Annotated in this window: 27 protein-coding genes; 8 read left to right on the top strand and 19 right to left on the bottom strand. The window is 57.5% G+C overall.

Features of this window, described 5'->3' with window-relative positions:
- Positions 1 to 59: 59 nt before the first annotated feature.
- Genes AC2FEB_RS17105 through AC2FEB_RS17090 form a run of 4 tightly spaced genes read left to right on the top strand, consistent with a single transcriptional unit; the run spans position 60 to position 4,940 of the window.
- Positions 60 to 1,355 (top strand): flagellar hook protein FlgE, encoded by a 1,296-nt coding sequence (locus AC2FEB_RS17105; RefSeq protein ID WP_496884232.1) that lies wholly within the window; start codon positions 60 to 62, stop codon positions 1,353 to 1,355.
- Between the two features lie 32 nt (positions 1,356 to 1,387).
- Positions 1,388 to 2,839, top strand: a complete 1,452-nt coding sequence (flgK, locus tag AC2FEB_RS17100) for a flagellar hook-associated protein FlgK (RefSeq protein WP_496675213.1) — start codon at positions 1,388 to 1,390, stop codon at positions 2,837 to 2,839.
- A gap of 2 nt (positions 2,840 to 2,841) precedes the next feature.
- Positions 2,842 to 3,849: a flagellin gene (locus tag AC2FEB_RS17095; protein ID WP_496675215.1), complete on the top strand. Its 1,008-nt coding sequence runs from the start codon at positions 2,842 to 2,844 to the stop codon at positions 3,847 to 3,849.
- Positions 3,846 to 4,940, top strand: a complete 1,095-nt coding sequence (locus AC2FEB_RS17090; protein ID WP_496675216.1) for a flagellar basal body P-ring protein FlgI — start codon at positions 3,846 to 3,848, stop codon at positions 4,938 to 4,940. The genes AC2FEB_RS17095 and AC2FEB_RS17090 overlap by 4 nt, the downstream gene beginning before the upstream one ends.
- A 46-nt stretch (positions 4,941 to 4,986) precedes the next feature.
- Here the strand turns inward: AC2FEB_RS17090 and AC2FEB_RS17085 are convergent, their stop codons facing one another.
- The 8 genes from AC2FEB_RS17085 to AC2FEB_RS17050 are packed head-to-tail and all read right to left on the bottom strand — an operon-like array spanning position 4,987 to position 12,173.
- Positions 4,987 to 5,631 (bottom strand): DUF1523 family protein, encoded by a 645-nt coding sequence (locus tag AC2FEB_RS17085; protein ID WP_117871026.1) that lies wholly within the window; start codon positions 5,629 to 5,631, stop codon positions 4,987 to 4,989.
- Positions 5,632 to 5,641: 10 nt separating this feature from the next.
- A complete protein-coding gene (locus AC2FEB_RS17080; protein WP_117871028.1) occupies positions 5,642 to 5,908 on the bottom strand; it encodes a hypothetical protein in 267 nt (88 codons plus the stop codon).
- Position 5,909: 1 nt separating this feature from the next.
- The gene (locus AC2FEB_RS17075; RefSeq protein WP_496675219.1) at positions 5,910 to 7,247 is read right to left on the bottom strand and encodes a DUF6638 family protein; all 1,338 of its coding nucleotides are present in this window, start codon (positions 7,245 to 7,247) and stop codon (positions 5,910 to 5,912) included.
- Positions 7,244 to 7,672, bottom strand: coding sequence for a hypothetical protein (locus AC2FEB_RS17070; RefSeq protein WP_496675221.1), 429 nt, complete (start codon positions 7,670 to 7,672; stop codon positions 7,244 to 7,246). The genes AC2FEB_RS17075 and AC2FEB_RS17070 overlap by 4 nt, the downstream gene beginning before the upstream one ends.
- The gene (locus tag AC2FEB_RS17065; RefSeq protein WP_496675223.1) at positions 7,672 to 9,603 is read right to left on the bottom strand and encodes an AAA family ATPase; all 1,932 of its coding nucleotides are present in this window, start codon (positions 9,601 to 9,603) and stop codon (positions 7,672 to 7,674) included. Before AC2FEB_RS17065 ends, AC2FEB_RS17070 begins: the two co-directional genes overlap by 1 nt.
- 22 nt (positions 9,604 to 9,625) lie before the next feature.
- On the bottom strand, positions 9,626 to 10,750 hold the full coding sequence (locus tag AC2FEB_RS17060) for a hypothetical protein (protein WP_496884231.1): 1,125 nt from the start codon (positions 10,748 to 10,750) through the stop codon (positions 9,626 to 9,628).
- A complete protein-coding gene (locus tag AC2FEB_RS17055; RefSeq protein WP_496675227.1) occupies positions 10,737 to 11,093 on the bottom strand; it encodes a hypothetical protein in 357 nt (118 codons plus the stop codon). Before AC2FEB_RS17055 ends, AC2FEB_RS17060 begins: the two co-directional genes overlap by 14 nt.
- On the bottom strand, positions 11,094 to 12,173 hold the full coding sequence (locus AC2FEB_RS17050) for a hypothetical protein (protein WP_496675229.1): 1,080 nt from the start codon (positions 12,171 to 12,173) through the stop codon (positions 11,094 to 11,096). It abuts the gene before it with no gap.
- Positions 12,174 to 12,460: 287 nt separating this feature from the next.
- Between AC2FEB_RS17050 and AC2FEB_RS17045 the strand changes: the two genes are divergently transcribed.
- Positions 12,461 to 13,936, top strand: a complete 1,476-nt coding sequence (locus tag AC2FEB_RS17045; protein WP_496675231.1) for an NAD-dependent succinate-semialdehyde dehydrogenase — start codon at positions 12,461 to 12,463, stop codon at positions 13,934 to 13,936.
- Positions 13,937 to 14,047: 111 nt separating this feature from the next.
- On the opposite strand, the gene AC2FEB_RS17040 is transcribed toward AC2FEB_RS17045, so the two are convergent.
- The 7 genes from AC2FEB_RS17040 to AC2FEB_RS17010 form a co-directional block, all read right to left on the bottom strand.
- A complete protein-coding gene (locus AC2FEB_RS17040) occupies positions 14,048 to 16,273 on the bottom strand; it encodes a HEAT repeat domain-containing protein (protein ID WP_496675233.1) in 2,226 nt (741 codons plus the stop codon).
- A gap of 144 nt (positions 16,274 to 16,417) precedes the next feature.
- Positions 16,418 to 16,885, bottom strand: coding sequence for an Hsp20 family protein (locus tag AC2FEB_RS17035; protein WP_117871046.1), 468 nt, complete (start codon positions 16,883 to 16,885; stop codon positions 16,418 to 16,420).
- 123 nt (positions 16,886 to 17,008) lie between these two features.
- The gene (locus tag AC2FEB_RS17030; RefSeq protein WP_496675235.1) at positions 17,009 to 17,824 is read right to left on the bottom strand and encodes a trypsin-like serine peptidase; all 816 of its coding nucleotides are present in this window, start codon (positions 17,822 to 17,824) and stop codon (positions 17,009 to 17,011) included.
- Positions 17,821 to 18,612, bottom strand: a complete 792-nt coding sequence (locus AC2FEB_RS17025) for a trypsin-like serine peptidase (protein ID WP_496675237.1) — start codon at positions 18,610 to 18,612, stop codon at positions 17,821 to 17,823. Before AC2FEB_RS17025 ends, AC2FEB_RS17030 begins: the two co-directional genes overlap by 4 nt.
- Before the next feature lie 119 nt (positions 18,613 to 18,731).
- Positions 18,732 to 20,045, bottom strand: a complete 1,314-nt coding sequence (gene glcF / locus AC2FEB_RS17020) for a glycolate oxidase subunit GlcF (RefSeq protein WP_496675239.1) — start codon at positions 20,043 to 20,045, stop codon at positions 18,732 to 18,734.
- Between the two features lie 4 nt (positions 20,046 to 20,049).
- Entirely contained in the window at positions 20,050 to 21,150 is a 1,101-nt protein-coding gene (locus AC2FEB_RS17015) for an FAD-binding protein (RefSeq protein WP_496884230.1), read from the bottom strand.
- Positions 21,151 to 21,179: 29 nt separating this feature from the next.
- Positions 21,180 to 22,622, bottom strand: coding sequence for an FAD-linked oxidase C-terminal domain-containing protein (locus AC2FEB_RS17010; protein ID WP_496675243.1), 1,443 nt, complete (start codon positions 22,620 to 22,622; stop codon positions 21,180 to 21,182).
- A gap of 80 nt (positions 22,623 to 22,702) precedes the next feature.
- Here AC2FEB_RS17010 and AC2FEB_RS17005 point away from each other — a divergent pair, with 80 nt between their 5' ends.
- Both AC2FEB_RS17005 and AC2FEB_RS17000 read left to right on the top strand, forming a co-directional pair.
- Complete coding sequence (locus tag AC2FEB_RS17005; protein ID WP_496675245.1) at positions 22,703 to 23,413, top strand: DUF599 domain-containing protein; 711 nt, start codon at positions 22,703 to 22,705, stop codon at positions 23,411 to 23,413.
- A gap of 35 nt (positions 23,414 to 23,448) precedes the next feature.
- The gene (locus tag AC2FEB_RS17000; RefSeq protein ID WP_496884243.1) at positions 23,449 to 23,796 is read left to right on the top strand and encodes a hypothetical protein; all 348 of its coding nucleotides are present in this window, start codon (positions 23,449 to 23,451) and stop codon (positions 23,794 to 23,796) included.
- A 3-nt stretch (positions 23,797 to 23,799) separates the two neighbouring features.
- Here the strand turns inward: AC2FEB_RS17000 and AC2FEB_RS16995 are convergent, their stop codons facing one another.
- The 4 genes from AC2FEB_RS16995 to AC2FEB_RS16980 form a co-directional block, all read right to left on the bottom strand.
- The gene (locus AC2FEB_RS16995; protein ID WP_496675247.1) at positions 23,800 to 24,285 is read right to left on the bottom strand and encodes a flavodoxin family protein; all 486 of its coding nucleotides are present in this window, start codon (positions 24,283 to 24,285) and stop codon (positions 23,800 to 23,802) included.
- A gap of 1 nt (position 24,286) precedes the next feature.
- On the bottom strand, positions 24,287 to 24,757 hold the full coding sequence (gene rlmH / locus AC2FEB_RS16990) for a 23S rRNA (pseudouridine(1915)-N(3))-methyltransferase RlmH (RefSeq protein WP_117871058.1): 471 nt from the start codon (positions 24,755 to 24,757) through the stop codon (positions 24,287 to 24,289).
- Positions 24,758 to 24,801: 44 nt separating this feature from the next.
- The gene (gene rsfS / locus AC2FEB_RS16985) at positions 24,802 to 25,164 is read right to left on the bottom strand and encodes a ribosome silencing factor (protein WP_117872906.1); all 363 of its coding nucleotides are present in this window, start codon (positions 25,162 to 25,164) and stop codon (positions 24,802 to 24,804) included.
- A gap of 161 nt (positions 25,165 to 25,325) precedes the next feature.
- Complete coding sequence (locus AC2FEB_RS16980; protein ID WP_496675249.1) at positions 25,326 to 26,678, bottom strand: mechanosensitive ion channel family protein; 1,353 nt, start codon at positions 26,676 to 26,678, stop codon at positions 25,326 to 25,328.
- Between the two features lie 13 nt (positions 26,679 to 26,691).
- Between AC2FEB_RS16980 and AC2FEB_RS16975 the strand changes: the two genes are divergently transcribed.
- Complete coding sequence (locus tag AC2FEB_RS16975; protein WP_496675251.1) at positions 26,692 to 26,889, top strand: hypothetical protein; 198 nt, start codon at positions 26,692 to 26,694, stop codon at positions 26,887 to 26,889.
- Positions 26,890 to 26,922 lie beyond the last annotated feature (33 nt).

The raw sequence follows: 26,922 nt of genomic DNA, 5'->3' as shown, positions 1-26,922 counted from the left end.
GTTAAGGGGCTGTGCGTTACCTGTTGCACCAAAGACGGACGCAACAGAAGGGCGCACCCATGACCATTTCCTCTTCGCTCAATGCCGGTGTGGCGGCGCTGAAAGCCAATGCCAACAGGCTGGCGACGATATCCGACAACATCGCGAATTCTTCGACCTTTGGGTACAAACGGGTCGAGACGGATTTTCATTCAATGGTCACGTCCGGTCAGGGTGGCAGCTATTCGGCAGGCGGCGTGCGGACGACAAGCCAGCGCATGGTTGATCAGCGCGGGCCTCTGGTCACAACCAGCAACTCAACTGATCTGGCAGTACGGGGGCGCGGCATTTTGCCTGTGCGCCCCAGCTCTCAGGTCGGGAATAACTCGAACGAGATGTTGCTGACAACAACAGGGTCATTCCGTACCAATGAAGAAGGATATTTGGTCACCGAATCTGGCCTTGTTCTTCTGGGATGGCCCGCTGCACCAGATGGCACTATTCCACCGGTTTCGCGCGACACGCCTGCTGCGCTTGAACCCATTCAGCTGAGTGTCAACCAGTTATCGGGCGCGCCCACCACGCAAATGAACCTGCGTATGAACTTGCCGGCCACGGCGACAGATGCGGGTGCTCCGGGGGACGTTCAACCTTTGTCGGTTGAATATTTCGACAATCTCGGCAAATCCGAGAGCATCGATATTGAACTGACCCCAACTGTTCCCGCATCCGGCAGCAGCAACGAATGGACCATGGTCTTGCGTGACTCGGCCTCGGGCAGCGCGATCATTGGGGAATACACGCTGACCTTCACCGACAACCGAACGGCTGGCGGCACCTTGGCTAGCGTCACACCTGTTTCTGGCGGTGCTTATGACCCAGCAACGGGCAGTGTCATGGTAAATGTTGCCGGCGGACCGGTTGAGGTCAATATTGGCCTGATTGGGGATGCAGATGGCATAACCCAATTGTCCGACACGTTTGCACCTGTTTCGATCACACGTGATGGTTCTGCCGTTGGCACAATGACCAGCGTTCAGGTCGATGAGAACGGATATGTCTACGCGTTGTACGACACCGGCGTCAGCCGCCGAATGTACCAGATTCCGCTGGCAGATGTCCCCAATCCCAACGGCCTGACCGCGTTGGACAGCCAGACCTACGCGCCATCCCGTGAAAGCGGCACGTTCTTTCTTTGGAACGCAGGCGAAGGTCCTACCGGAGATCTCGTCTCGTTCGCGCGTGAAGAATCCACCACGGATGTGGCCACCGAGCTGACATCCTTGATCCAAACGCAACGCGCCTATTCTTCCAGCGCCACAGTGATCCAGACGGTGGACGAGATGCTGCAGGAAACGACAAACCTGAAACGTTGATCAAGCTCTGACCTAAAGAAAGGAGCGGCCTCATGAACATGTCGACAGCACTGAATAATGCATTGGGCGGGCTGACTGCGGCCAGTCGCGGGGCCGCTGTGGTGTCCGGAAACATCGCGAATGCGCTGACCCCCGGTTATGCGCGTCGGTCTCTCGAACTTACGACAAGTCCAATATCCGGAAATGGCGTCCGCACCGTTGGCGTGGTCCGGCATCAGGATCCGGTTTTGACCGCCAACAGACGTTCGTCTGACGCCGAACTCACCTTTCGATCGGCCATTTCGGACTTTCACTCGCAGTTCGAACAACTGGTGGGGTCTCCTGCCGACGGCCCTTCGCTATCTACCCGTCTGTCCTCGTTAGAAAACGCCTTTATCACGGCGGCCAGTCTGCCTGACTCTATCGAACGGCTGGATCAGGTTGCGCGTTCGGCCCGCGATCTGACCAATGAACTGAATGCAGCATCAGAGGGCGTGCGCCAGGCGCGCTCGGACGCAGATCGAAAAATCGGCGCTCAGATCGACAGCCTGAATCAGACTCTGAAAGATATCGAAGACCTGAATGCCAAGCTTCCCGCCATACAGAACTCTGGCGGTGACATCGGTGCCCTGTTGGATCAGCGACACGTCCTGATCGATCAGGTCAATGCCCTGATCCCGGTCAATGTCGTACCTCGCGCCAATGATCAGGTGTCGCTGTACTCAGAAGGTGGGTTGATCCTGCTGGAAGGCAAAGCCTCGGAATTCACGTTTTCTACGACCGGTGAAACAAAGCCCCACATGGCAGTGGCAAATGGTCTGTTGTCCGGTCTGGAAATGAACGGCAACCCGGCACGGACAAGCGGAGACAACGCTCAAATCCGCGGCGGGGCGCTGATGGCGCAGTTCACCATCCGTGACGAATTATCGGTTGAGGCGCAGGTTCAGCTGGACACGGTTGCGCAAGACTTGATTGAGCGATTTGAAACGCCGGGTTTGGATATGTCGGTTCTTGCGACAGATCCCGGTCTGTTTACCGATAACGGCAACCGCTTTGATCCAGCATCTGTTGTCGGACTTGCATCACGGATCTCACTCAATTCGACGGTAGACCCTGACAATGGCGGGGACAGTTGGAAACTGCGCGCGGGTCTGGGTGCCGCAACACCGGGTGACCCCGGGCAGGCCGTACAACTGCGCGCGTTCGGGGACATATTAACCGACGCGCATCCGATACCCGGCGGGCTGTTCGGTACGGGAAACATGCGCGCTGCCGAGTTGACCGAGGCCCTGTTGTCGAAAGCAGGCGCATACGCCCATGCCGCAGATCAGCGCAAGACTTTTGCAAACAGCTTCCAGCAGCAAATGGCGCAGATCGAGGCCGCCCAGGCCGTGGATTCCGATCAGGAACTGCAACGGCTCATGCAGGTCGAACAGACATATGCCGCAAACGCCCGTGTCATCTCTGTTGTTGACGAGCTTCTGGAAACTCTTCTGAGGTTGTGACCATGAACATCACTTCTATCGGCGATTTGGCGCGAGGAATGACCTTGCGAACCCGCGCAACAAATATCAAAACCCAGATCGAAACCCTCTCTTACGAGATGTCCACCGGGCAGGTAAAGGACATCTCGGGTCGGCTTGGCGGGGATTATTCACAAATTCTGGATCTCGACCGCAGCCTCGCCAGACTCGACGCCTTTGGCATCGCAACGTCCGAAGCAGCCCTGTTCACCGATGCCATGCAACTGAGCCTAAAAACCTTCGGAGATTCGGTTGGAGACATGACCGCGTCTTTACTGGCTTACGGAACCGCCAATCAGCCCGTTAATCATGAACAAGCGTCACAACAGGCCAAAAATGAGCTGGACACGATGATCTCGACGCTGAACACACGTGTGGGTGGGCGCAGCCTGTTTTCCGGCACTGCCACTGATGTGTCGCCGCTGTCCTCTTCGGACGGTCTTTTGGCAGCGCTGAAGTCGCAGGTAACCGGGCTTGTCACCGTCTCCGATATCCGGCTGGCGGCGGATACCTGGTTCAACGACCCGGCAGGGTTTGACGCCGTATTTTATCAGGGGTCAAGCAACACCCTGTCTCCGATGCAGATATCGGAAAACGAAAGCGTCACGCTGCCGATCACGGCAATGGACCCGGCGTTCAAGGCCGCTCTCAGGGATGTTGCAGTAGCCGCACTGGCCACTGACAGCACATTGGCGCTTTCTCCCGGTCAACGCACCGCTTTGTTCACGCAGTTGGGTGTCGATCTGGCCAATGCACAGGATGCAACCGTGAAACTCCGGGCAAAAGTCGGAGCGGCCGAAGCCCGCATTGAAGAGGCCGCAACACGCAATTCCGCAGCCCGAACCAGTCTGGAATTCAGCCGGAACGAACTGATCGCGGCCGATCCTTATGAGACGGCAGCGAAACTGCAAACGGTGCAATTTCAGTTGGAAAGCCTGTATTCCGTAGCCGTTCGCAATGCGAACCTGTCTCTTGTAAATTTTCTGAGATGAGGGCGCTGATTTTTCTCCTGATCCTCCTTCCCGGCATGGCCTGGGCTGGGGCAATACGTCTCAAGGACCTCGTGGATTTTGATGGTGTCCGGGGCAACGATCTTGTGGGTTACGGTCTGGTTGTCGGTTTGAACGGAACCGGCGATGGGTTACGCAACGCGCCTTTCACCGAAGAGATCATGTCCAACATCCTTGAACGTCTTGGTGTCAACGTCACCGGTGAGGATTTCCGACCCAAAAACGTGGCGGCGGTATTGGTCACAGCCAGCCTGCCACCTTTTGCAAGGGTGGGTGGTCAAATCGATGTAACGGTTTCAGCCATAGGCGATTCCAACAGCCTGCTAGGCGGCACTCTGATCATGACCCCGCTGAACGCGGCCGACGGACAAATCTATGCGGTTGCACAGGGCACAATCCTTGCGGGCGGCGTTTCGGCTGAAGGAGAGGCAGCTTCAGTCGTGCGCGGGGTACCAACCTCGGGCGTTATTCCGTCCGGCGCAAGGGTCGAGCGTGAAATTGACTTCGACCTGTCAACCCTCACTCAAATGCGCCTTGCACTCAGAGAGCCCGATTTCACCACAGCCGCACGTATCGAAACCGCGATAAACACCGAGTTCAACAGAGCCGTGGCGATCATGCGGGATTCCGGTACGGTTGAGCTCAACGTCGCGGCGACGCAGGCAGTTTCAACAGCCCACGCCATAGGGCGCATTGAGAACATTCTGGTTGAACCGGAATCAAAAGCGCGTGTTGTTGTCGATCAACGCTCTGGTACCATTGTCATGGGACAGGAGGTCCGTATTTCGCGTGTGGCAGTCTCTCAAGGCAATCTGACGCTGACGGTTCAGGAGGCACCGATTGCGGTTCAGCCCAACCCGTTTGCCAGAGGTGAAACAGTGGTCGTGCCACGTACAATCGCAGGGATCGAGGAAGAAGAAGGGACCGGCCTCGCCGAAATCCCCGAGGCCACCACGTTGTCCGAGGTTGTCGCCGGTCTGAACGCGCTTGGGGTCTCGCCTCAGGACATGATCGACATTCTGAAAACGATCAAGGCAGCAGGCGCACTGCATGCGGAATTCATCGTCAGGTGAAGGGCCTGGATGGGCGCGCTGCTGGCACGCCCGCCAAAGCTGCGGTCTATTTCGATTTCCAGCTGTCCAGCCAGCGGCGAAACCTGTTGCGCCGCTCTTCAATGGCATCACCGGCTGCATATAGCCCGTCTTCCACGTTTTCGATCATCGGATCGATCCGAGCCTGCCGGAACCTGCGCCAACGCACCCATATCGCCCAGACCAACGCGGCAAAGATCGTCAGGAAGATGATATTGAACCAGGGAATGATCCGAACATCCGGCCCTTCTACATCTTCGATGAAAATGGCGTTGGGAAAGATCGACATGAATTCGTTTCGCCAACCATAATGGGTCACGACCACCCATTTCGGGTTTTCCTTGGTCGACTTAGCATCATTGGCCTCGGTATAGAGGTTCGCTGTGTCGAACTTGAAATACGGCGGCCAGCCCCAACCGGTATCCTCGTTTCGGTATACGATGGGTTTTCCGTTGGCCCGCACCGCCTGAATGAACTGCACATCCCGGTTGGACAGGCTGGTGGACTGATCTTCCGGCTCTGACCAGAATATCCGGGTCCAATCGTTCAGATCCTGCCGTTCTTCATAGGTATTCACGATGCGCACAATGTCATGCTGCGGCAGCGAATACTGCAGGATCACGGCAATCGTACCCCAGAAAATGATAATGAACGCCCATTTCACATAGGCCATGCCTAAACCCTCACATGTAATTCACGATGTAGATCATCGCGCCAATCGCCACCCACGGCACGATATAGACACCCAAGATCAGTTTACGCCGAAACGAGTTGTCATACACATGCAATCCGCGTTCGACAAAGGCTTCCTTGTTGCCCGTCTTGCCTTTTTCATCCCACCAGGTTTCCAGTTTGCGACGGCGCATCCCGCGCGAGTAGAAAGACAGTGCGAAATAGGTAACCGTCTGGATCACCAACAAGATCAGCAAAAGGCGCAACAATCCGAACATATCAGCCTTTCCTCACCGAACCCCACGGGCCGACCCGTGCGATTATGTCATCGCTGACCCGATCGTCGCCGTTCATATCCGGTTCATGCCCGAAAAGCGCGGCGCGGGCGCCTTGCTTGTCCACCTGATACTCGCGTGCAAGGAAATCGGCAACATAGGCTTTCTTGCTCTCGGGCCATCTGGAATACGTGCTGTAGAACAGCTCCTTGTGGCAGATGAACATCTGGCGCGGGTCCAGCGGGGCCAGTTCGGCCAGTAACATGTTTACCAGATCACGGTTCGGCGTATTCGCGGCGCGTAACGTATAGAAATAGGCCGGATGGTCCGAAGTGATACGCGGCCACGGCCCCCCGTCACTCGCCCAGCGCAGCAGTTGCGCCAGACCGTGATAGGCATCAGGCAGGCGATCCGAGTGGTTTCGCGCCAGCCGCCGCATGTCGCTGCGGTCCGACCCGGTCAGGTCGACATCCGCATCCGCCGCTGCGTCAACGGTCAGGAAATCCATCTTCTGTTGCAGGATCGCGGCGGCATCCACGCCGCGCGCCTTGACGATCGGTTCGACCAGATCGTTGTAATCCAGAAACTTGGCGATTTGGTTTCGCTGTGACGGATCAAACGTGTACTTGATCGGCAGGTCGTCGGGCTTTTCGCCCATGCAGATCACGGCCGGGTGGTCTATGTCCGGAAACAAATACAGCCCACCAAAATGGGCCGTCCAGAAATTGCGCTGGTCAAACGTCGTATGGCGCAGGCGGACCGGATTGCGTGTGACATCACCGGTTTCCCTAGCGGTTTCGATCATCTTCGCGATCAGAACGTCGTCGAACCATGCATCCTCTTCGGATTTGAACTGTTCCACCATCCCCGCCAATTGCTGTGCCTTGCGCAGGGTGCCGCCTGCGGTATCGGCCTCGATATCGATCTTGCGCAGGTTCAGCAGATCGCGGGGCGTGGTGAGTTTGATGACCGAGTTCACCAGCTCTCCGGCCACCGCATCGGTGGCGGTCAGGGCGAAAAGCTGCGCCTCGTTCATCTCGATGAACTCGCGCAGGATATCGCGCGAGGTCGAGAATTTGACGTTCAGCAGAGGCGCGCGTTTCTGTTCGGTCGTCAGCAGGATGAATTGCCGGTTGACCCCGTTGGGGTTGAGGTAAAGCTCGTCCTCCAGCTCAATCCCCACCTCCGGCGAATAGCCCGAGATATCGACATGGAAATCCGAAAGCTGAGTGGTCCTACCCGCCAGATGCTGCAACGCGCGGTTATACCGCTCGACCAGAGCCGGGCTGGAGATGTGGACGAGATTGCCGAACATCAGGCCTTTTTCGATGAGACGGATCAACTTTTTCTGTTCCTTCGAATAGAACCTGTTTTATTCAAATTAGCCATTTGCCTGCGTTGACGGCGTACGCGCTTTGCGGTTTCCCTTGCTTCTGCATCCATCGGAAAAAGATCGTGCCGGGTATAATAGCCTAGACAACAAATTAACGCCGATATCATCGGGCCAATCACAAGAACCCATGGAAAGGCCAAGACTACAATCACAGTTCCTGTAAGAAGGAATATGGCCCCAGCGCCAAATCTACCAACTGACAGCAGTCCAAAGACCTCAATAGCGACGCTAGGCACGAGCGCCATACCTACAAGCGGCGCACAAAGAAGCGCTACAATAAAAGGCACTCTTCCTTCAACTGCGAACCAACCTGTGAAAAAGCTGGCTATCGCGGCAATGGGAAAATAACCTACTTCTAAGAGCACATCGTCCACTACCCCTTCCCCTCCAAATACCGCCGCTTGGCCTCTTCCATCCGGCCCATCTCACGGACGGCGTTTTCGATGGCGACCTCGTCGCTCTTGTCGGCATAGCGGAACTCGCTGTCGGCGTAGCGGTTGATTTCTTGCATCACCATGTCCACCGTGATCGGCTGACGCAGATCCTCGATCATAGCCTTTTTGGTGTCGTAGTCGCGGAACAGGAACAGGTCGGGGTTCTCCATCCATTCGTCCGGCAGTTCGAAATCCATCGCGCGGACCTTGACCGCGTCGGTGATGTTCTTGATCGCGCGGCCGGTGAACCGCTCATCCGCCTGCTGGATCGCCTTGAGGTAGGTGCCCAGCTTGGCAATCGTGTCCATCTGGCCGATATCGCCGGACACCCGGTCATAGACCTGCAGCAAGGCGTCCTCATGCGGGCGCGCATGGCTTTCGAAACTGGCGGCGACGGCCTTTTTGATCTCTTGCGCGGCATAGGCTTCATGCTCACCCAGCGGGATGTCGTGGTTGCGGCCCATCAGCAGGTGCAGGATGTCGATGTAATCCTCGCGCGTCTGCGGCCCGTCCACCAGGAACCGCGCGCCCGCCCGCTGGCGCAGGGCGTCGTCCACATTCTCGGGGTAGTTCGAGAACATGCCAAAGGTGCAGTTGCCGCGCACGACGGTGTTTGCGCCCGCAAAGCTCTCCATCAGCACGGCGGTGATTTCCAGTTGTCCGGCTGACGACTGCCGGTCGCCACGTTTGCCCGCCAGCTGGTCGATATCGTCGATGGTGCCGAACCCGATGACCGAGGGGTCGATGATCGTGTTGATAAACGCCTTGGCGTTTTGACCGGATTTACCCTGATAGCTGTCGATATTGTCGGTGCTCAGGTTCTGATAGCGGAACGGATAGCCCGCGTTCTGGCAGTAGTCATTGATCAGCCCGGCCATCATCTGGATCAGAGTGGTCTTGCCGGTGCCCGGTTTGCCGTCGCCCATGAAAGTGAAGATGAACCCACCCAGTTCGGCAAACGGGTTCAGGCGGCGGTCGAAGTCATAGGCCATCACCATCTTGGCCAGCTTCATCGCCTGATACTTGGCGATATGGTTGCCAACGACCTCGTTCGGTTTCTTGAACGTCATGGTCAGGGTAGTGGATTTGGCCTTTGATGCTGGCTCGAACCCCCGGATCGTCAGGTCATCAGCCTCGATATGCCAGGCGGCGTTGTGGAACGGGGCCAGATGACCAGCAGATTGCGCGCGCAGGGCGGCTTTTTCCATTAGCTGTTCAGCATAGGCGCTGGTGGCCGCGATCAGATAGGCATCGTCAGGGGCATGTTTGGCCAGCATCTGGTCCAGTTCCCACAATGCGCCATGCAGGGCGAGTTGACCGTTGTCGGTCAAGACCTCTTCGATCTCACCAATATCAGCAGTGGTTTCGCCAAGATGCGAGGACATCAGATAGGCTAGCGCATTACCGAAGGTGTGCGAGGTGATCAAAGCCTCGGCCGTCAGCAGTTCCGAGAATTCGGTCTTGCGCGCGGCAGGTAGGTCACCGGCGAGGTTTGCGCGTTTAAGGTCGGACAGCGGGGTTTGTTCCGCATAAGCCTCGGCCACGGCCAGAGCGATGGCAATGGCCCGGCGAATGGCCTGCTGTGTGGTGGCCTGTGGCGGCGAGACCAGCGCATCGCCATCATCCGACGCCTCAATCCGTTCGACCAGATGCACACCATCCGCGCGTGCCGTACGCCGCGTCACCAAACCCGGAGTCGTCGAGCGAAACCGCCGCCCGGTCGACACGCCCGGAGACCGTTCGACGGTGGCCGCAACGGGTTTGGCGATCCGCGGCGCGTGTTCGAACCCGTTCAGCAAGGCGGTCGCTGCCGGATAATGCTTGCGGATATCGTCTTCGCGCAGTTCCATCTGGTCTGACGTCAAACTCATTTCAAAATTGCCTTTGCATTTCTCAATATTTCAAAACCTGCCCAGCCTTGCTGACGACGAACTTGCGCACATCGGCAAAGCCTGGCGGGTTTCGTTCGGCCAGCACCTGAAACGGGCGCTGGGGTAGAATGATTGATCGCTGGGTGCGCGTGGCCCCGGTCTCGGCCCCCTGCCCGCCGAACGGGTCCAGTGCAAAAACCTCACGCTCGACGGTAGAAAACCACCCGGCGCGCTCTTCGATCACTTCTTCGCTTTGCAGCTCTTCAGTGGTCCAGGCCAGCGCCCAGTCTTCACCCTGCGGAGATTGCGCGTCCTTCAGCACTTGCCGCAACGGCCCGGATTGCTCGGTATAGGCCGAGGAATACATCGGGCCCACATGTATACGGCGCAGGTGTTTGGGATGCAGATCGTCGAAATCCTGATCGAAGCCTTTGGCGATGGTCACCAGTTTCAATCCGCCCAGCGCCTGCGCCATCAGATGCGCCTGCACCTCGGGCCAGCGGCGCTGGTCTTTGGGCAGGGCTGTTTTGCCGCTATCTTCAAGCTGCATCAGGTAGATGACCGGCAGGTTGATCTGGCTGTCATAGACCGCCCAGTGGATCATGAACTTGCGCCGTTCGCCCTCATTCCCGATCCAGTGGCATTCTGGATCGTTGCGCGCCCAGAACAGCTGACCTTTCAGCAATTCCTCGTAATAGAGCCTTTGCGACAGCGCGAATTGCAGCTTGGTGGGGATTTCGCGGTCGCCAATGATCGTCCGAACCATGTCGGTTTTCAGGTCGTCTTCCGAGGGCATATTCGCCAGATGCACCTGCGCCTGCTGCGCGTCATTGGCCATGGTCAACAATTCAGCCGCCACCGGAAACCCACTGTCACGCTTATCCATGGCGAGGCTGCCAAAGAACCGCCCCGTATCGCGCCCGACCAGCAGGTATTTCATGGAAAGCGCACGGAAGGTGTAGAGCAGCCCCGAGAGGTAGCGCGACACGATCCGCACCTCTTGTTTCGAGATCGCGCCCTCCGCCTCCATCGTCGCGGCCACGCGCAGGAGGTGGACGGTGATCACCTCGAACTTGCGGAAATAGCGGCGCGAGGCGAAGGTGTCGGTCAGGCCGACATGATCTTGGGTGGGGTTAGTTTCGACCACGGATAAATTTCCTGTATCTGCCCCAATCTTCAAAGACGAGCTGGAAACGATCCCGCCAAAAACCAAAGGCTTCGGCTGACGTCATACCATCACTGTGAAGTATTTCTTCATACATATTCACCATGCCGAACCAAAAAGCTGGCACCACAATACGGACGACGAAATAGACGTAGGCCGGTAATAGCAGCACTCCGAAAACAACTGCGATACCCTCCACGTTGGCTGCATTGTGCAGGCCCAAAAGCGCCAAAACCCACAGTGCTAATCCATAAAGAACCAACGCAATTGCCAATACCGGCATCAACACGACCATTGGGCCAAACATCAATATGAAAGAGGCCATTTACCCCCCATACAAATTCTTATCATGCTTCTCGACAATCGAGGCAAACCGGCGGGCAAAGCGTTCATCCGCCTTGGCCTTCTTCTCTAGCACGTCGCGGGCAAAGACCATGTGGTCCTCGTGCGCCTCAAGCATGTCGGCCATCTTCTGGTTGGTCGCGGTGCCGATAGCGGCCATTGCGGTTTGCGCCTCTTGGTCGGTCTGCACGCCGATCTCGTTGATGCGGTGGGCCACGTCCTGCTGTTGCGCGGTTTTCAGCGATTTGGTCAGGGCGTCATACAACACCACGCGCTGTTGCGTGTCTGTCTGCAGCTTGTTGATCAGCACCATCTGCGTCGCCGCCTGGTTCTGTAGGGAGTCGACCCAGGTCTTGCCCTTTTCGATATAGCGCTCCAGCGTTTGCGACTTGGCCAGCTTGACCTGCTCTTCCTGAACCTTGGCGTTGTATTGCTTGTTCAAATCGGCCAATTCAGTTTCCAACTGCGTGCGCGCGGCGGCGTCCTGTTCGACGCTGATCTTGTTTTCCAGCGTGATGATCGTCGGGTCCATGCCCTGAATCTCAGACCGCAGTGCCTCCAGTTCGGCCACAGTCGCCTCACGGTCGTCCAGCGTGACGGTCAGGTTCTCTTCGACTTTGACGCGCTGTTCTTCCAGCACCGACAACTGCCCCTCAAGCAGCTTCACGATCACGTCGGATTTGGCGATCAGGTCCTGCAGCTTGTCATCGATATTGGCGGTGCGCATACGTTCCTGCCGCATCGATTCAGATTTGCCTTTGGAAAAGATGCCGACAAAGCTCTCCCATCCGGATTTCGAGCGCATCTCGTCGAAATCCTTGGAAAAGGCGCTGGTGACGTCGTCCAGACCCATGATCAGCTCGGCGATGTTGGCATTCATCACCTCGGTATGGGCGTGCACGTCTTCGAGCGTGGCGTTTTCGATGTCGATATCCGCTTCGGCCGTGCCGATCTTGGCCCGCGCCGCATCGATGCGTGAGGTCAGCCCTTCAATTTGCGACTGGCTTTCACGTACTTTGGTTTGCGTTTCCTTAATAAGCGCTTCGAATTGCTGGTTCGACATCTCTGCTGTCCTCTTTTTCTTTAATTACCCAATAAGATAGGGAATGTTACGGCCATTTACATCCCTTTGGGCCCAAAAATCAGGGGAACTTTGGCAAACTCACGACGGAAAGGAAAGGTACGTGGTTGCACCCTGACTTAGAACTTGGCGCTGCGGCCAAGTTACAACGCCGGCGCCGGAGAAAATTTGATCAAAACTGGAATGATCAGCCTGCCTCAGTGGCCATAGACAAAGCAGGCAACACCTGTTTGTGTGCGCCCAACTCAATTTCTGCGCGGAGGAAGATCATGCTGGATGCATCGACCGATTTGAAATCAATCCTGAAGAACCCCGAACTGCTTGCTACCAAGGCCTATATCGGCGGTCAGTGGGTAGACGGTGACAATGGTACGTTCAAAGTGACCAACCCGGCGCGTGGCGATGTGATCGCCGAGGTTGCCGATGTCAGCCGCGCTCAAGTGGCCGGAGCAATCGCACAAGCCGAAGCCGCGCAGAAGGAATGGGCCAAACTGACCGGCAAGGAACGCGCGGTGATCCTGCGGCGCTGGTTCGATCTGATGATGGAAAACGCGGAAGACCTGGGTAAAATCCTGACCGCTGAGCAGGGCAAGCCGCTGGCAGAGGCCGTCGGCGAGATCGGCTATGGCGCGTCTTTCATTGAGTTTTTTGGGGAAGAGGCCAAGCGTGTCTACGGCGAGACCATCCCGGGCCATCAGCGTGACAAACGGATCATGGTGCTAAAACAGCCCATTGGTGTGGCGGCCTCGATCACGCCTTGGAACTTCCCGAATGCTATGATCACCCGTAAGGCAGGACCAGCGCTGGCCGCGGGCTGTGCCTTTGTTGCGCGTCCAGCCGCAGAAACCCCTCTTTCTGCGCTTGTCCTGGCAGTTCTGGCGCATGAAGCAGGTATTCCGGCAGGTGTGTTCAACGTTGTGCCTTCGTCCCGGGCCAGCGAAATCGGCAAGGAATTCTGCGAAAACCCTGGTGTGCGCAAGCTGACCTTTACCGGTTCGACCGAAGTGGGGCGCATCCTTCTGAAGCAGGCTGCCGATCAGGTCATGAAATGCTCGATGGAACTGGGCGGCAACGCGCCGTTCATCGTGTTTGACGATGCCGATCTGGATGCGGCGATCGAAGGCGCGATGCTGTGCAAATTCCGCAACAACGGCCAGACCTGTGTCTGCGCGAACCGTATCTATGTGCAGGCCGGTGTATATGACGCTTTCGCGGCCAAACTGAAAGCGGCAGTGGAAGCGCTGAAAATCGGCGACGGCTTGACCGAAGGCACCACCACCGGCCCGCTGATCAATGCCGACGCAGTCGCCAAAGTCGAGGAACATATCAAGGACGTAACCGACAAGGGCGGCGCGGTTCTGACTGGCGGCCTGCCCCATGATCTGGGCGGCACGTTCTTCCAGCCGACCATAGTGACCGGCGTGACTCAGGACATGCTGGTGGCGCAGGACGAAACCTTTGGCCCGCTGGCCCCGCTGTTCAAGTTCGAGGACGAAGACGACGTGATCGCCATGGCCAATGACACGATTTTTGGTCTGGCCTCGTATTTCTATGCCAAGGACCTGAGCCGCGTCTACAAGGTGGCCGAGGCGCTGGAATACGGCATCGTCGGCGTGAACACCGGCATCATCTCGACCGAGCTGGGCCCGTTCGGCGGCGTCAAGCAATCCGGCCTGGGCCGCGAAGGCAGCCATCACGGCATGGAAGACTATCTCGAAATGAAATACGTCTGCATGTCGGTCTGATCCAATACGGTCTCTGTCCCATTGCGGTGGACAGAGACCCCGCATCAGGAAACGCAATCGCGTCGTTGTACAAACAAATCTATGGCGGCGGCCCAATCGACGGTGGCACGGCTAGTCAGCGGATTTCTCGCGTATCTGTTCGATTGCACGGGTCGCGAACTTTCCCTGCAACGAACCGTCCACCATCGCTTCCAGCGCGGGCAGCGCAGACGACGCCGCGCTACCTATTTTCCCCAATGCAATAGCTGCCTCTTTGCGGACAAACACCGACGGGCTTTCAAGAAGCGCGATCAATTCCGGCACCGCTGGCTGTGCAACTGGACCAAACAGGGCCAGTGATTGGGCTGCCGCCCTCTGATCTTTTGCATCCCCCCGGGACAGATCTGCCCTGAGACTTGCTATGGTTTTTTCCGGAGGCAGCGCTGCCAGACGAAGCCCATCGTTCAGCCGGGCGTTCAGATGCTGGTTCTCACCGACCCAGCGGATGATGAAAAAGTAATTTTGAACAGCGTCCTGCATGACACCGGCGTGCTTGCCCTTTTGCCATCGGTCGATGATGGCCCTGCCCGCACGGCGATCACCATTCAGGGCCAGAACCGAAGCTGCAAATGGCATCAGCTCAGTTGCCTGCGGGTTTCGGTTCAACTCTTTCTCGATCACATCTGCCGCGCCCGTCAGGTCATCCAATGCGTAAAGAGCCGCCGCTTCAAACAGCGCGTAGTGGCTGGGATAGTTGGGATCCAGCCGGGTCGCGGCCTGCACAAAGGCCAGCCCTTCCTCTGGCTCACCCGCCGCTATCAACGCCCATCCCATCGTCAGATGAGCCTCGGGGTCGCTGGGTTGCAGCGCAATGGCTTTCGCTGCTTCTCGTCTGGCTTCTTCCGTCCCCCGGCCTACCCCTTCGGTACTGTCCCAATCCGGAAGATTGAGACTGACAATAGCCCGGATGACGTGCACCAGGGCGGTGTCCTGCTCCATCATATCCCGGTAATACTTGTAAAACAGGCCGATGTGCATTTGCGCGCCTGAACCCGCAAATCCATTCCAGTGATGAAAGATGTGCGGTCGCAAATGCGCCAGGGCAAGCGTCGCCCAAGCACGCCCATAATCCGGGTCCAGTTCCACGGCCTTTCTAAAATGCGGAATTGCCGCAAGGTTGTCGTGTTCGTTGAACTGCGAATACAGCTCCCACCCGCGTTGGAAGGCTTCGCGTGCCGCAATGGTCTGGGTTTCCACGCTTTCGATGGCCTGCCGGCTTTGAGGGTCGAGCGGAAGATCCAGCTTCTGAGCAATTGCGAGAACAATGGTTTTCTGCACTTCAAAGATATCATCGATCGCACCATCGAATCTTTCCGCCCAGATCAATCGCCCGTTCAAAGTGTCGGTCAGGCGAATATTGATCCGGAAATCTTCATCCGCACGTCGCACGCTGCCGTCAACGACATAACGAACCCCCAGCTCTTCGGCAAAACGTGCGATGTCGATGTTGCTATCGCGGTATGCGAAGGATGAATTCCCGGCGATGACGAACAATCCGGATATTCGGGACAGGTCCGTGATCAAATCCTCAGAGATACCGTTGATCAGCATCTCCTTGGATGCGTCATCGGTGTAATTCGCAATCGGCAACACTGCAATGGAAGGTAGATCCGGCAAGGGGTAAACCATCTGCGCCTCTGAGGCGCGCAATTGGCCAGTCTTCCACGGTTTTGCCAGATAAAGCCCAACGACCGCCAACGTCACCAGTAGAGCCGCCAGTGGCAGCCATCGGGATTTTCTCTTCGTGCCGCGTTTTCGCGGTGAAGGCAAAACTTCTGCTTCTATGCGAAAAGCCTGAACCGGGTCAGTGATGTTCTTGACGTTCTGTGGCCCGATCGGAGCAAAACCGTAAGGCACTTTGTTGCGCGCATAGTCGACGATGGATTGTGAAACAATGATGCCACCGGGATCTGCCAGAGCCTCGAGCCGCGCGGCAACGTTCACGCCGTCGCCAAGGATGTCACCCCCGTTTGAAACCACATCGCCGACATTCAGGCCGATTCGAAACGTGATGACGCTATCTTGATCGGTTCCCGCGTTTCTCTTTGCAAGGTCGGTCTGAATCTCCACGGCGGCGTGAACCGCATCGACGGCGCTGCGAAATTCGATCACAAAGCTGTCTCCAGCAGTGTTCGCGATGCGTCCTGAATGCCGGGCGATCGTTGGCTCTATGACTTCGCTGCGGATCAGCCGAAGCCTTGCGATGGTACCTTCTTCGTCCAGACCAACCAATCTTGAGTAGCCGGCGATGTCGGCTGCCAGGATAGCTGCTAGTCGACGTTTTGGTCGGCTCTCCATAATACCGAAGACTATCAGGCGGATAATTTGCTGGGAACCAGTTTTCAAGCACGCCAAAAACACAACACCCCGCGTCTGGAGGAACGCGGGGCGTGTGATGCGGCAGCCCGGGAGGAGTGGACTGCCGCAGGATAGTCAGAAGCCTCAGTTCACGGCTTTGGCGTCCACCACATCCTTCTCGATGGCCTTGGCCGAGGTGATCTCGATCCGGCGCGGTTTCAGGGCCTCTGGAACCTCGCGCTTCAGTTCGATGTTCAGCATACCGTTTTCGTGGCTCGCACCGGTGACGCGGACATGGTCCGCCAAGGCAAACCGACGCTCGAACGCGCGGGTGGCGATGCCACGGTGCAGATAGGTGCGCTCTTTGTCTTCAGCGGCTTTTTTGCCTGCCACGACAAGTGAATTCTCTTTCACTTCTACGGCCAGGTCGTTTTCCGAAAACCCGGCGACGGCCACCGAAATTCGGTAAGTGTCGACATCGGTTTTTTCGATGTTGTAGGGTGGATAGCTGGGCTGGGCCCCATCGTTGGTCAGAACGCGATCCATCATGTCGGCGATCTGGTCAAAGCCAATGGTGGCGCGGTGCAGCGGTGCAAAATCAAACGTACGCATGTGTCATATCCTCATTCTTGAGCGATTTGCTATAAGTGCCCTCCGATCGGACGGGCGATTTCGAATATCGAACCCCATTGTGGCGATCCGATATACATCACATGGGTAGCGATTTCGCCGAGTTCAACCCCCGCCGGAACTGATGAATTTCGCACCAGATCCTGACTTGCCGGAACCGACCTGCAACCGGCGAATCGACGCCTTGGGCTGAGGTGCGTCGCGCCGCATAATAGCCTTGAGTTCGGCGACTATCCCGTCAAGCTCCATGCCAAACCCCACCTTTCTGCGACCGTTCGTGCCTACCGCCGAAACCACAGACAGGATCTGCCAGCGGGAACCGTTTCTCGCCAGAATTGCAGACCCGGAAGACCCGAAAGTAATGTCGCAATCAAAAGTGATCAGACCCTGCCTGCGGTCGATGATACGGCACGACCGTTCTCGTGTGATCGCCTCGGACCGTCCCCGCCCGTACGAGGCGATGCTGATCTCATTGCCCGGAACACGGCCGCTGTGCAGCGCAAAGGGGTCGGCGACCGAGTAAGGAATAGGCTCGTTCAGCCGCATCAGTGCCACATCCAACTGGACACCTTCGTGTGAAAGTGGGTTCTGCGAACCATAACTGGGATGAACGACGATTTGCGTGACCTGACGCTCGGCCAAAGCGTTGCCGTTGCTGAGGCCTGCACGAAACGTGATGTCTTCGGGTACGTAAGTCTTCCCGGTACGACGATCCACCGCACAATGGGCCGCGGTCAGCACCATGTCCTGCGCGATCAACGTGCCGGTACAATACGAGGCGTCGCGGACATCCAGCCGTCCGATCGCCTCCCAACCATAAAGGTCATCCCGATCGGTCAGCCTGCGCTTGTTGGATTGCGCATGCAGCGCTGTCGCCAAGACGCTCAGGCCAAGTAACAGGCTCCAGAAGACTCTCATCATGGCCGAATGAACCTTGCGCCTATGTTCTTGTTCGTTCCCGATCCGGACGAGGAAAGCCCAAATCCTCGCCCCGCAGAAAGTTCGTCACGCAGCAATTGCAGCGAATGCTCAACCGCGGTTCCAATTGCAACACTCTGGCCGTCCATACTGGCCTTGGCCGCTACCACCGATACGATCTGAGGGCGCGCGCCCGCGAAGGAAAAAACCGGTGCCCCCGAGGACCCGAAATCAACATCGCAGGACATGATCATAACCCCGGCCTGCCGGTTCACGACCGAACAGACCTGTTGCAGAGACGGAGCTTCTGACCTGTCATGCGCATAAGACACAACGCCCACTTCAGCGCCGCGTTTGGGCTGATCGCCCGACTCAAATGGAATTACCGCGGTATTACGGATCGGCTGCCACAGCTCGATCAAAGCCACGTCCGCGCTTACCCGGTCGGCCGTAGAATCGACGCCATATTGGTAATCCGGATGGATCACAGCCTGGCGCGCGGTCCGATACGCCAACGCACGTCCCAAACGCCACCCGGCCAGAAACTCGATATCTGCGGGGTTGATCCGTTGTCCGGATCTTTTGTCAAACAGGCAATGCGCCGCTGTCAGTACAAGCGTCGGCGACACCAGCGTTCCGGTGCAAAACCCTGCGCCGGCGATATCCAACCGCCCGACGGCCATCCACTCGCGCCCGGAATCCGTCGTATCCAGGCTTTCCAGTCTGGTGTCCTGCGCCGTGGCCGCCAACGGCAAGACACAGAGCACGATCGCCTTGATCCAGTTGCGCACGCGGTTCTCCGAGACTCACTCCGAAGCTTTTGTCCTACGTGCCGCGTTGGGCGAAAATAGGGCGGTCAGGCACCAAAGGAATTTCCGTGGAAAATGATGCGCGCTGGCATCAGCATGATTTACCGCAAGACGGGAACCGGGTTCCCTGTTCTGTGCAAGGCCGGTGGCTTTGGCCCGCCCGTCGCCCAGTCCAGCAACTCTACCGTATGAACGATCGGCAATTGCGTACCAGAACCGATCTGCATCATGCACCCGATATTGCCGGCGGCAATGATATCAGGCTTTTTCGCCTCAAGTGTTCTGACTTTTCGCTGTTTCAACTGGCCCGATATTTCCGGCTGCATCAGGTTGTACGTTCCCGCGCTGCCGCAGCACAAATGGCTGTCGGTAGGTTCGACAACCGTGAAACCCGCGTGGTTCAGCAAATCTTTGGGGTAAGACTTGATCTTCTGCCCATGCTGCAACGAACAGGCGGCATGGTAGGCGACGGTCAGGTTTTGGTTTTCGCCCGTCGGCAGGTCCAGCTTGATCAGAAGTTCACTGATATCCATAGCGATTCCAGACACACGCGCCGCATCTTCGGCAAGCGGGTCATTGCGAAACATGTGCCCATAATCTTTCACGGTGGTGCCACAACCGGAGGTATTGATGACTATGGCGTCCAGTCCTTCACCGTCCATTTCCCGTTTCCAGGCTCTGATATTGGCGGTTGCCGCCATATGACTGTCTTGCACCTTGCCCATGTGATGAATCAAAGCTCCGCAACACCCGGCACCGTCAGCGACCACAACTTCGCACCCCAATCGAGTCAGCAGGCGGATCGTGGCGTCATTGATATCGGTGTTCAGCGCCCTTTGCGCGCAGCCCGTCATCAGCGCCACCCGCATTTTTCGTTCACCGCCGGGCGCAAATCTCTGCGGATCATCGTTACGGCTGACAGGCGGGATATGCTTGGGCGCCATGTCTAACATCGCGCGCAGCCGGGCATCAGGCATCAGGAACCTGAAAGGACGGCCCAGCCTGGCCCCGATCAGGGCCCAACGGAATCGCATCGGATAGGGCAGGATCTGCGCCAAAACCCAGCGCAACACACGATCCGTCAGCGGGCGCTTGTAGTTGGCCTCGATATATTCACGCGCATGATCGACCAGATGCATATAATGCACGCCTGACGGGCAGGTGGTCATGCAGGCCAGACAGGACAGGCAGCGGTCGATGTGCCTGACCGTCTTTTCGTCGGGCACACGCTCGTTTTCCAGCATGTCCTTGATCAGGTAGATGCGCCCACGCGGACTGTCGAGCTCATCTCCCAGCACCTGATATGTAGGGCACGTGGCCGTGCAAAATCCGCAATGGACGCAGTTGCGCAGAATCTCGTTCGAGCGCTGGATTGCCGGGTCTTGCAATTGCTTTTCCGTGAATGTTGTCTGCATCGCCCTATCCCATCAGTCCCGGGTTGAACAAAACACGAGGATCAAGTTTCGCACGCAGACCCTTTGTCAGAGCCGATACTGTTGTTGGTTCCGGTTGAAACCGCCCCAGCTTTGTGATCGTTGCGTGGTCAGAACGCACCAGCGTGGCATGACCAGAAAACTCACCAAGTCGGGCACGCACATCCGTGCCGGCCGGGACCCGCAGCCAAACAAGACCGCCGCCCCAATCAAACAGCGCTTGATCCGCTTCGACCCGCGCGGATGTTTCGGCCGCGTCACCAGGTTTGACAGACAGCCGCCAGATATCTCCGCCTTTCCCTTGGAACGGATGAACGTCGCGGATCCCGGTCCAAAGCGCGGCGGCATCTCCTTCGTCTGTCGCCTCTCCGAAACCTGACAGTACGGCGGTCAACCGACCGATCCGATATGCAACCGAATCCGCAAAGCCCTCTACCCTAAGCATGGCTTTTCCGTCCTCAGGGTTATAGACGGCCCCGGTCACCTCAAAGGGTGACTTCAACGCAGCAGAAAGAACTTCCACCGCACTCCCGACGTCCTGCACGGCGACGGACAAGGTCGCCACGCTTTCCGGCTTGGGCAACACCTTCAACGACACTTCGGTCAGAATGCCCAATGTCCCCCAAGACCCGGCCATCAATTTGACCAGATCATAACCGGTAACGTTTTTCATCACCCGCCCGCCGTTCTTGATCACCTGTCCACGCCCGTCGACGAAACGCACGCCCAGCAGGAAATCCCGGCATGCACCGACCTGAATCCGCCGCGGGCCAGAGATATTGGCCGCCACAACACCGCCAATCGTTGGTTCACCCTGAGTTTCAAGCAAACTGCGGTGGTCCATCGGCTCAAACGCCAGCTGCTGACCTTCCGCCTCAAGCACGGCCTGGATCTCTGCCAATGGCGTTCCGGCCTTGGCCACAAGAGTAAGCGCCCCGGGTTCGTAAAGCGAAATGCCACGCAGAGCCCCGGTTTCGATTTTCGCTTCAGGACCGGAGATTGCGCGCGTACCGCCACCGACGATGCGAACAGGGTCTCTCAACCCGGCCACCATGTCGGCCAGTTCAGATTCTGTTTCTGGTTTCATGGCAAAATCCATTATTAGAGCCTAATATATTAGACAATCCGTGCATCGCGGCGGGTTTCCGACACGTTCAGAGGAAACACTTTGGCAGGGTTGAGAAGCCAATCGGGATCAAAAACGTCCTTGACCGCCATCTGCGCCTCAAGATCGGCAGGGGCATATTGATGCGACATGAGATCCCTTTTCTCGATACCCACGCCATGCTCACCGGTCAGGCAACCGCCTTCGTCCACGCATAGTTTCAGAATTTCGGCCCCGAAGGCCTCGCATTTTTCCAGATCACCCGGTTTATTGGCATCGAAAAGGATCAACGGATGCATGTTCCCGTCACCTGCGTGAAAAACATTCCCGACAGGCAGCCCGAATTCTTCACTCAACTCGCCGATGCGGCGCAGCACCGTTGGCAGGGCCGACACCGGGATCGTACCGTCAAGGCACATGTAATCGTTCAACTGCCCCATGGCACCGAATGCAGATTTCCGACCAAGCCAGATTTTTGCGCTTTCTTCGGCTGACTGGCTTTCCCGCAGTTCGACCGGGTTGTGGCGTTTGGCGATCTCGATGATTTTCGACAGTTGATGGTCGATTTCGGCTTCCGACCCTTCCACTTCGACAATCAACAGCGCATGGCAGTCGGGGTATCCGGCGTGCGCAAAGTTCTCGCAGGCCTTTATGCACAGCGTGTCCATGAACTCGATCGCGACCGGCAAAATGCCCGATTTGATAATGTCCGAGACACACCGGCCCGCGACTTCATTGTCGTCGAACCCCATCAGAACCGGCCGCGCGCCTTCGGGTTTGCGCAGAATGCGCAGCGTCGCTTCGGTCACCACGCCCAGCTGACCTTCCGAGCCGCAAATGACGCCCAACAGATCCAGACCGGGCGCATCCAGATACGCACCGCCGATTTCAACGACATTGCCATCCATCATCACCATGGTCACGCCCAGAAGGTTGTTCGTTGTCACACCATATTTCAGGCAATGGGCACCACCTGAATTCATCGCGATATTGCCGGCAATGGCACAGGCCAGTTGCGAGGATGGATCAGGCGCATAGAAAAAGTCCTCTTCCTCGACCGCGCCGGTAACGCTCAGATTTGTGCGGCCAGTCTGCACCCTGATGAAACGGTTGTCATAATCTACCTCCAGCACCTCATTCATCCGCGCAACACCCAGAATGACGCAATCGGCAGTCGGCAACGCCCCACCGGCCAGCGACGTACCCGCACCGCGCGGTACGACCGGCACGCCTTCGTCATGGCAAATGCGCAAAACATCCGAGACTTCCTGCGTGCTTGACGGCAACACGGCTAGCATCGGAGGGCATTTGTACGCCGTCAGCGCATCACACTCATAGGCCCGGGTTTCAACCGGATCATGAATGATTGCATCTTTTGGCAGGACCTGCGCCAACCTGGCGACAACCTTACTTTTCCGGCTCAGAACATCCGCGCTTGGCTTTGGCATTTCCATGGCGTTTCTCCCTTTGGTAAAATAATATTACCAATTTACCGCACTGGCAAGTTCCGATCTCCGGTCGTACTGTCGCGCCCATGACCTGGATCGAACGTGCCGCCCTTTTTTCCCCTCTGGACTATTCCGCCATGGCAATATTGCTGGGTGCGTGGCTGTGGATCGGATGGAAGATCGAACATCCGTCGCCACGGAAACGGTCCGTCGCCCTTATGATGGATGGCTACCGCCGCGACTGGATGAACGAGATGGTGACGCGCCAGCCACGCATGTTCGACGCTCAGGTCGTGGCCGCCATGCGGCAAGGCAGCACCTTTTTCGCCTCAACCACGATGATTGCAATCGGGGGCGGTCTGGCCCTGTTGGGTAATACCGAGCGATTGGCCGGGGTGGCTACGGATCTTGCCATCGGCAGTGCACCGGCGATGGTCTGGGAAATCAAGATACTTGTCGTCGTCCTGCTGCTGGCCAATGCTTTCCTGAAATACGTCTGGGCACATCGTCTTTTTGGCTACTGCGCCGTTTTGATGGCCTCGGTCCCGAACGATCCCGAACACCCGCAAGCCTATCCTCGGGCCGGTCAGGCGGCCGAGATCTGCGTGACCGCCGCCCGAAGCTTCAACCGTGGTCTCCGTGCCACCTATTTCGCCCTTGCTTCGCTGGCGTGGTTTCTTGGGCCGATGGCATTGGTCTTAGGCACCGTGATTGCATTCGGTGTCCTGTATCGCCGCGAGTTTGCATCGCAGTCCCGCGCGATCCTCATGGCCCAAACCTCAAACACAGAGACGTGATCCCCATGCACCGCGTTAAACCGTACGTTCGATCCATGCGATATGTGATTCTCAGTGCCCTGCTGGCTGCGCCTGCCCTTGCGGACCCGCCGACAATCGAACATGTCCGCGCCAGTTCCAATGGTGATGCCTGGCGGTTTGACGTGACGATCCGGCATCCCGATACAGGCTGGGATCATTACGCCGACGGCTGGCGCGTTCTGGGCATGGACGGGAATGAGTTGGGAATGCGTGTGCTGCACCATCCGCATGAGACCGAGCAGCCTTTTACACGCTCGCTTGGTGGCGTGGTCATTCCTGAAAACGTTTCTCAGGTGCAGATTCAGGCGCGGTGCAATGTGGATGGCTGGAATGAAGACACCACATTGATCAAATTGGACTGACCTTCAGAATATCCCCATGGCCAGGCCCGCACCCAGTGCGGAACCGATCTCGCGGCTCTGATTCAGTTGATCATTCGGGATGGTCTTTTCGGCCAAAATGGCCTCTGGCGTTTGTGCATGGGTGCAGATGATCAATGGAGGCTGAACCTCTTTCAATCGCCAGCCAGTGGCAATCCGGGCAATCTGGCGGGCGGCATTCTGTCCGTCTGATCCGGCGCAAATCATCTGCGCATATGGGCGGCCCTCGATCTTTCCCAGCACCGGGTAATAGCAGCGGTCAAAGAACTCCTTCATCAGGCCCGAGATCGCCGCCAGGTTTTCTGGCGCGCAGAAGATGTAGCCGTCGGCGGCCAGTACATCTTCAGGCCCGGCCTGATCCGCGCGAGCGAGTTTCGTGTCCGCCTCACCTCGCGCTGCTTCAGCAGCCGCTTCGGCCATCTGCCGGGCACCGCCTGTGCGCGAGTGGTAAACGATCAGAAGCTGCGCCATGTCAGACCCGGTGATAGGGACCGCCCGACAGAATGGTCGCGGCCCGATAAAGTTGCTCGGCCAACATCACACGGACCAGCATATGTGGCCAGACCATCGATCCGAACGAGATGGAAAAATCAGCCTCGGCCCGCAGATCAGGGTCTATTCCGTCTGCTCCGCCGATGATCAGCGCCAGATCCTGCCGCCCCGCATCACGCCAACCGCCCAGCTTTTTTGCGAAATCGGGCGAAGACATGACTAGCCCACGCTCATCTAACGTACAGATCACAGCGCCCTTGGGCAGTACCTTGCGCAGCAGCGCGGCTTCGGCACCCATGCCTGCGTTTTTCTTGTCTTCGACCTCGATCACCCGCGCAGGACCAAGGCCCAGGCCACGGCCGGTCCGGTCAAAGCGGGTCAGGTAATCGTCAAGCAGGGATTTCTCCGGTCCGGCGCGCAATCGCCCGACCGCAACTATGCTGATACGCATATCTCTCTCGCCTCCGGCCCCTCAATGCAGGCCGGGATGGCGCCTCAGTTTGCCGAGGCGCTGCCGCCCTGAGGCAGCCACATCTTTTCCAGCTGGTAGAATTCGCGCACTTCGGGGCGGAAGATATGGACGATCACATCGCCCGTATCGATCAGCACCCAGTCGCCGACATCCTTGCCTTCGACCTTAGAGGTGAAACCGAATTCCTGCTTGATGCGATCCGTCAGCTTTTCCGCCATGGCCGAGACCTGACGTGTTGAACGTCCGGATGCAATGACCATGTGATCCGCGACGGACGACTTGCCTTGCAGGTTGATCTGCACGACGTCTTCGGCCTTGTCATCGGAAAGTGAGGAAAGGATACGCTCAAGCAGCTTGTCGCTGATTGACTGAGAGTGGGCCATCATGTTGGCCCGGTCATCGGCGGGCAAACCCGCCTGTGTATGTAGAGACAGGACATAGTCCTCCTTTGCTGCGCGCCGCAAAACCCCGGCGCCGGGGTACTAGTAAAGTAGCAAGGGGATTGCAACATTTCAATGAAAGCACATCCAGCCCCGCGCAAGGGTGATCACTCTTCGGCGATCTGTTGCAGGTTTGCGTTTTCGGGCAAAAGTCGAACCTCGCGCTGCGGGAAGGGGATCGAGATGCCTTCTTCTTTAAATGCATCCCATAACGCAAGGTAAACGTTACCCCTTATATTGGTCAGCCCTTTGGTGGGATCACTAATCCAGAACCGCAGGACGTAATCTACGCTGCTGTCACCAAAACCGGTAATATGGCAAACCGGTTCATGTTTTCCGCCACTCAGCACGCGGGTCACAGCCTTCACAGCCCGGATCGCCGTCGCACGCACTTTGTGAGGGTCATCCTCATAGCTGGTGCCGAAATCCAGATCCAACCGCACGAATTTGTCGGAATGCGACCAGTTGACCACCTGGTTGGTAATCAGGTCCTCGTTCGGGATCAGGTATTCCCGCCCATCCCGCGTGACAACCGAGACATAGCGTGCGCCCAGCGCGTTGATCCAACCGAACGTGTCACCAAGCGATATCACATCACCCGGCTTGATCGAGCGATCCATCAGGATGATGATCCCGGAAATCAGGTTTGACACTACTTTTTGCAGGCCGAACCCGATGCCCACACCTATTGCACCCGACAGCAGCGCTATGCCGGTCAGATCGAAGCCCAGCGTGCGGATCGCGGCCAGAAAAACCGCGCCGTACAGCAGCACCTGTATACCCTTGGCCAATAGCACCTGCATGGACGGGGTGATGTCATCATTGCTCTGCAATCCGCGCTCGGCCGCGCGGGTGCCGATACGCGCCAGCGTCAACAGGACGCCAATCAGCAGAACGGCCTTGAGAATACCCAGCACCGAAATGTGCAGGTCCCCAATGGAAATCGCGACACCATCAAGGAATTCGGCCACGTCATCCGTCAGATTCAACGCAACAAGCGTTGCATAGACCCACATTGCCCACTTGAATATCCGTCGCAGCGTCCGATTGCGGACAAGCCTCGCGACCAGTGCAATCGCCAGCCACGCAGTTGCCAGAGTGGCAATGACCCCAATGAGGTAACTGCGCGACGGCCAGGTGACATGCTGCATAACCTGATACAGGAACCAGGACAGCAGCACGAAATAGACCAGCGTCAGCCGCTGCATCATCTGCACCATGATGCGAAGCCGCCATTTGGGCCATCCGGTGCGGGCACGCGTCCAAGCGTCCCACCCCGGCTGTGTCAGAACTTTCAGAAGGAAAGCCAGCGCCCAAAGGAAAAGGATGATGATCAACTGATACTGCCGCCAGCCCGGCGTAACCACCAACTCGATCAGGTCTTGAATTTCCGAAGAGAACCCCGCGACCATGTTGTTGTAAAGGTCAGACAGTGAGCCGGGGATCAGGTCTTGGTTCATACACGCCTCCTACATGACAGCTTGGACAGCAACGCCGGGCGTTGCAAGCCTGACACCGGTTTTGAACCTTGATTGCAGCGAAGGCGCAGTATATCTGGACCGCATGAGACTCAATGTGGCCCAAGAACAGAATTTGGAAGATCGTGCCCGCTTGCGCGAACGGTTCTTTGGGGCCGCCCGCTCGGTCCTGGCACGCCTACCCGTCGCCTGAGCCAACTCGCCAGCCATTTCTCATTACATACGG

The organism is Ruegeria sp. YTSC106 (genome assembly GCF_059609765.1).
Note: the sequence above shows the minus strand (reverse complement) of the source record. Positions and strands in the feature narration are given on the sequence as shown.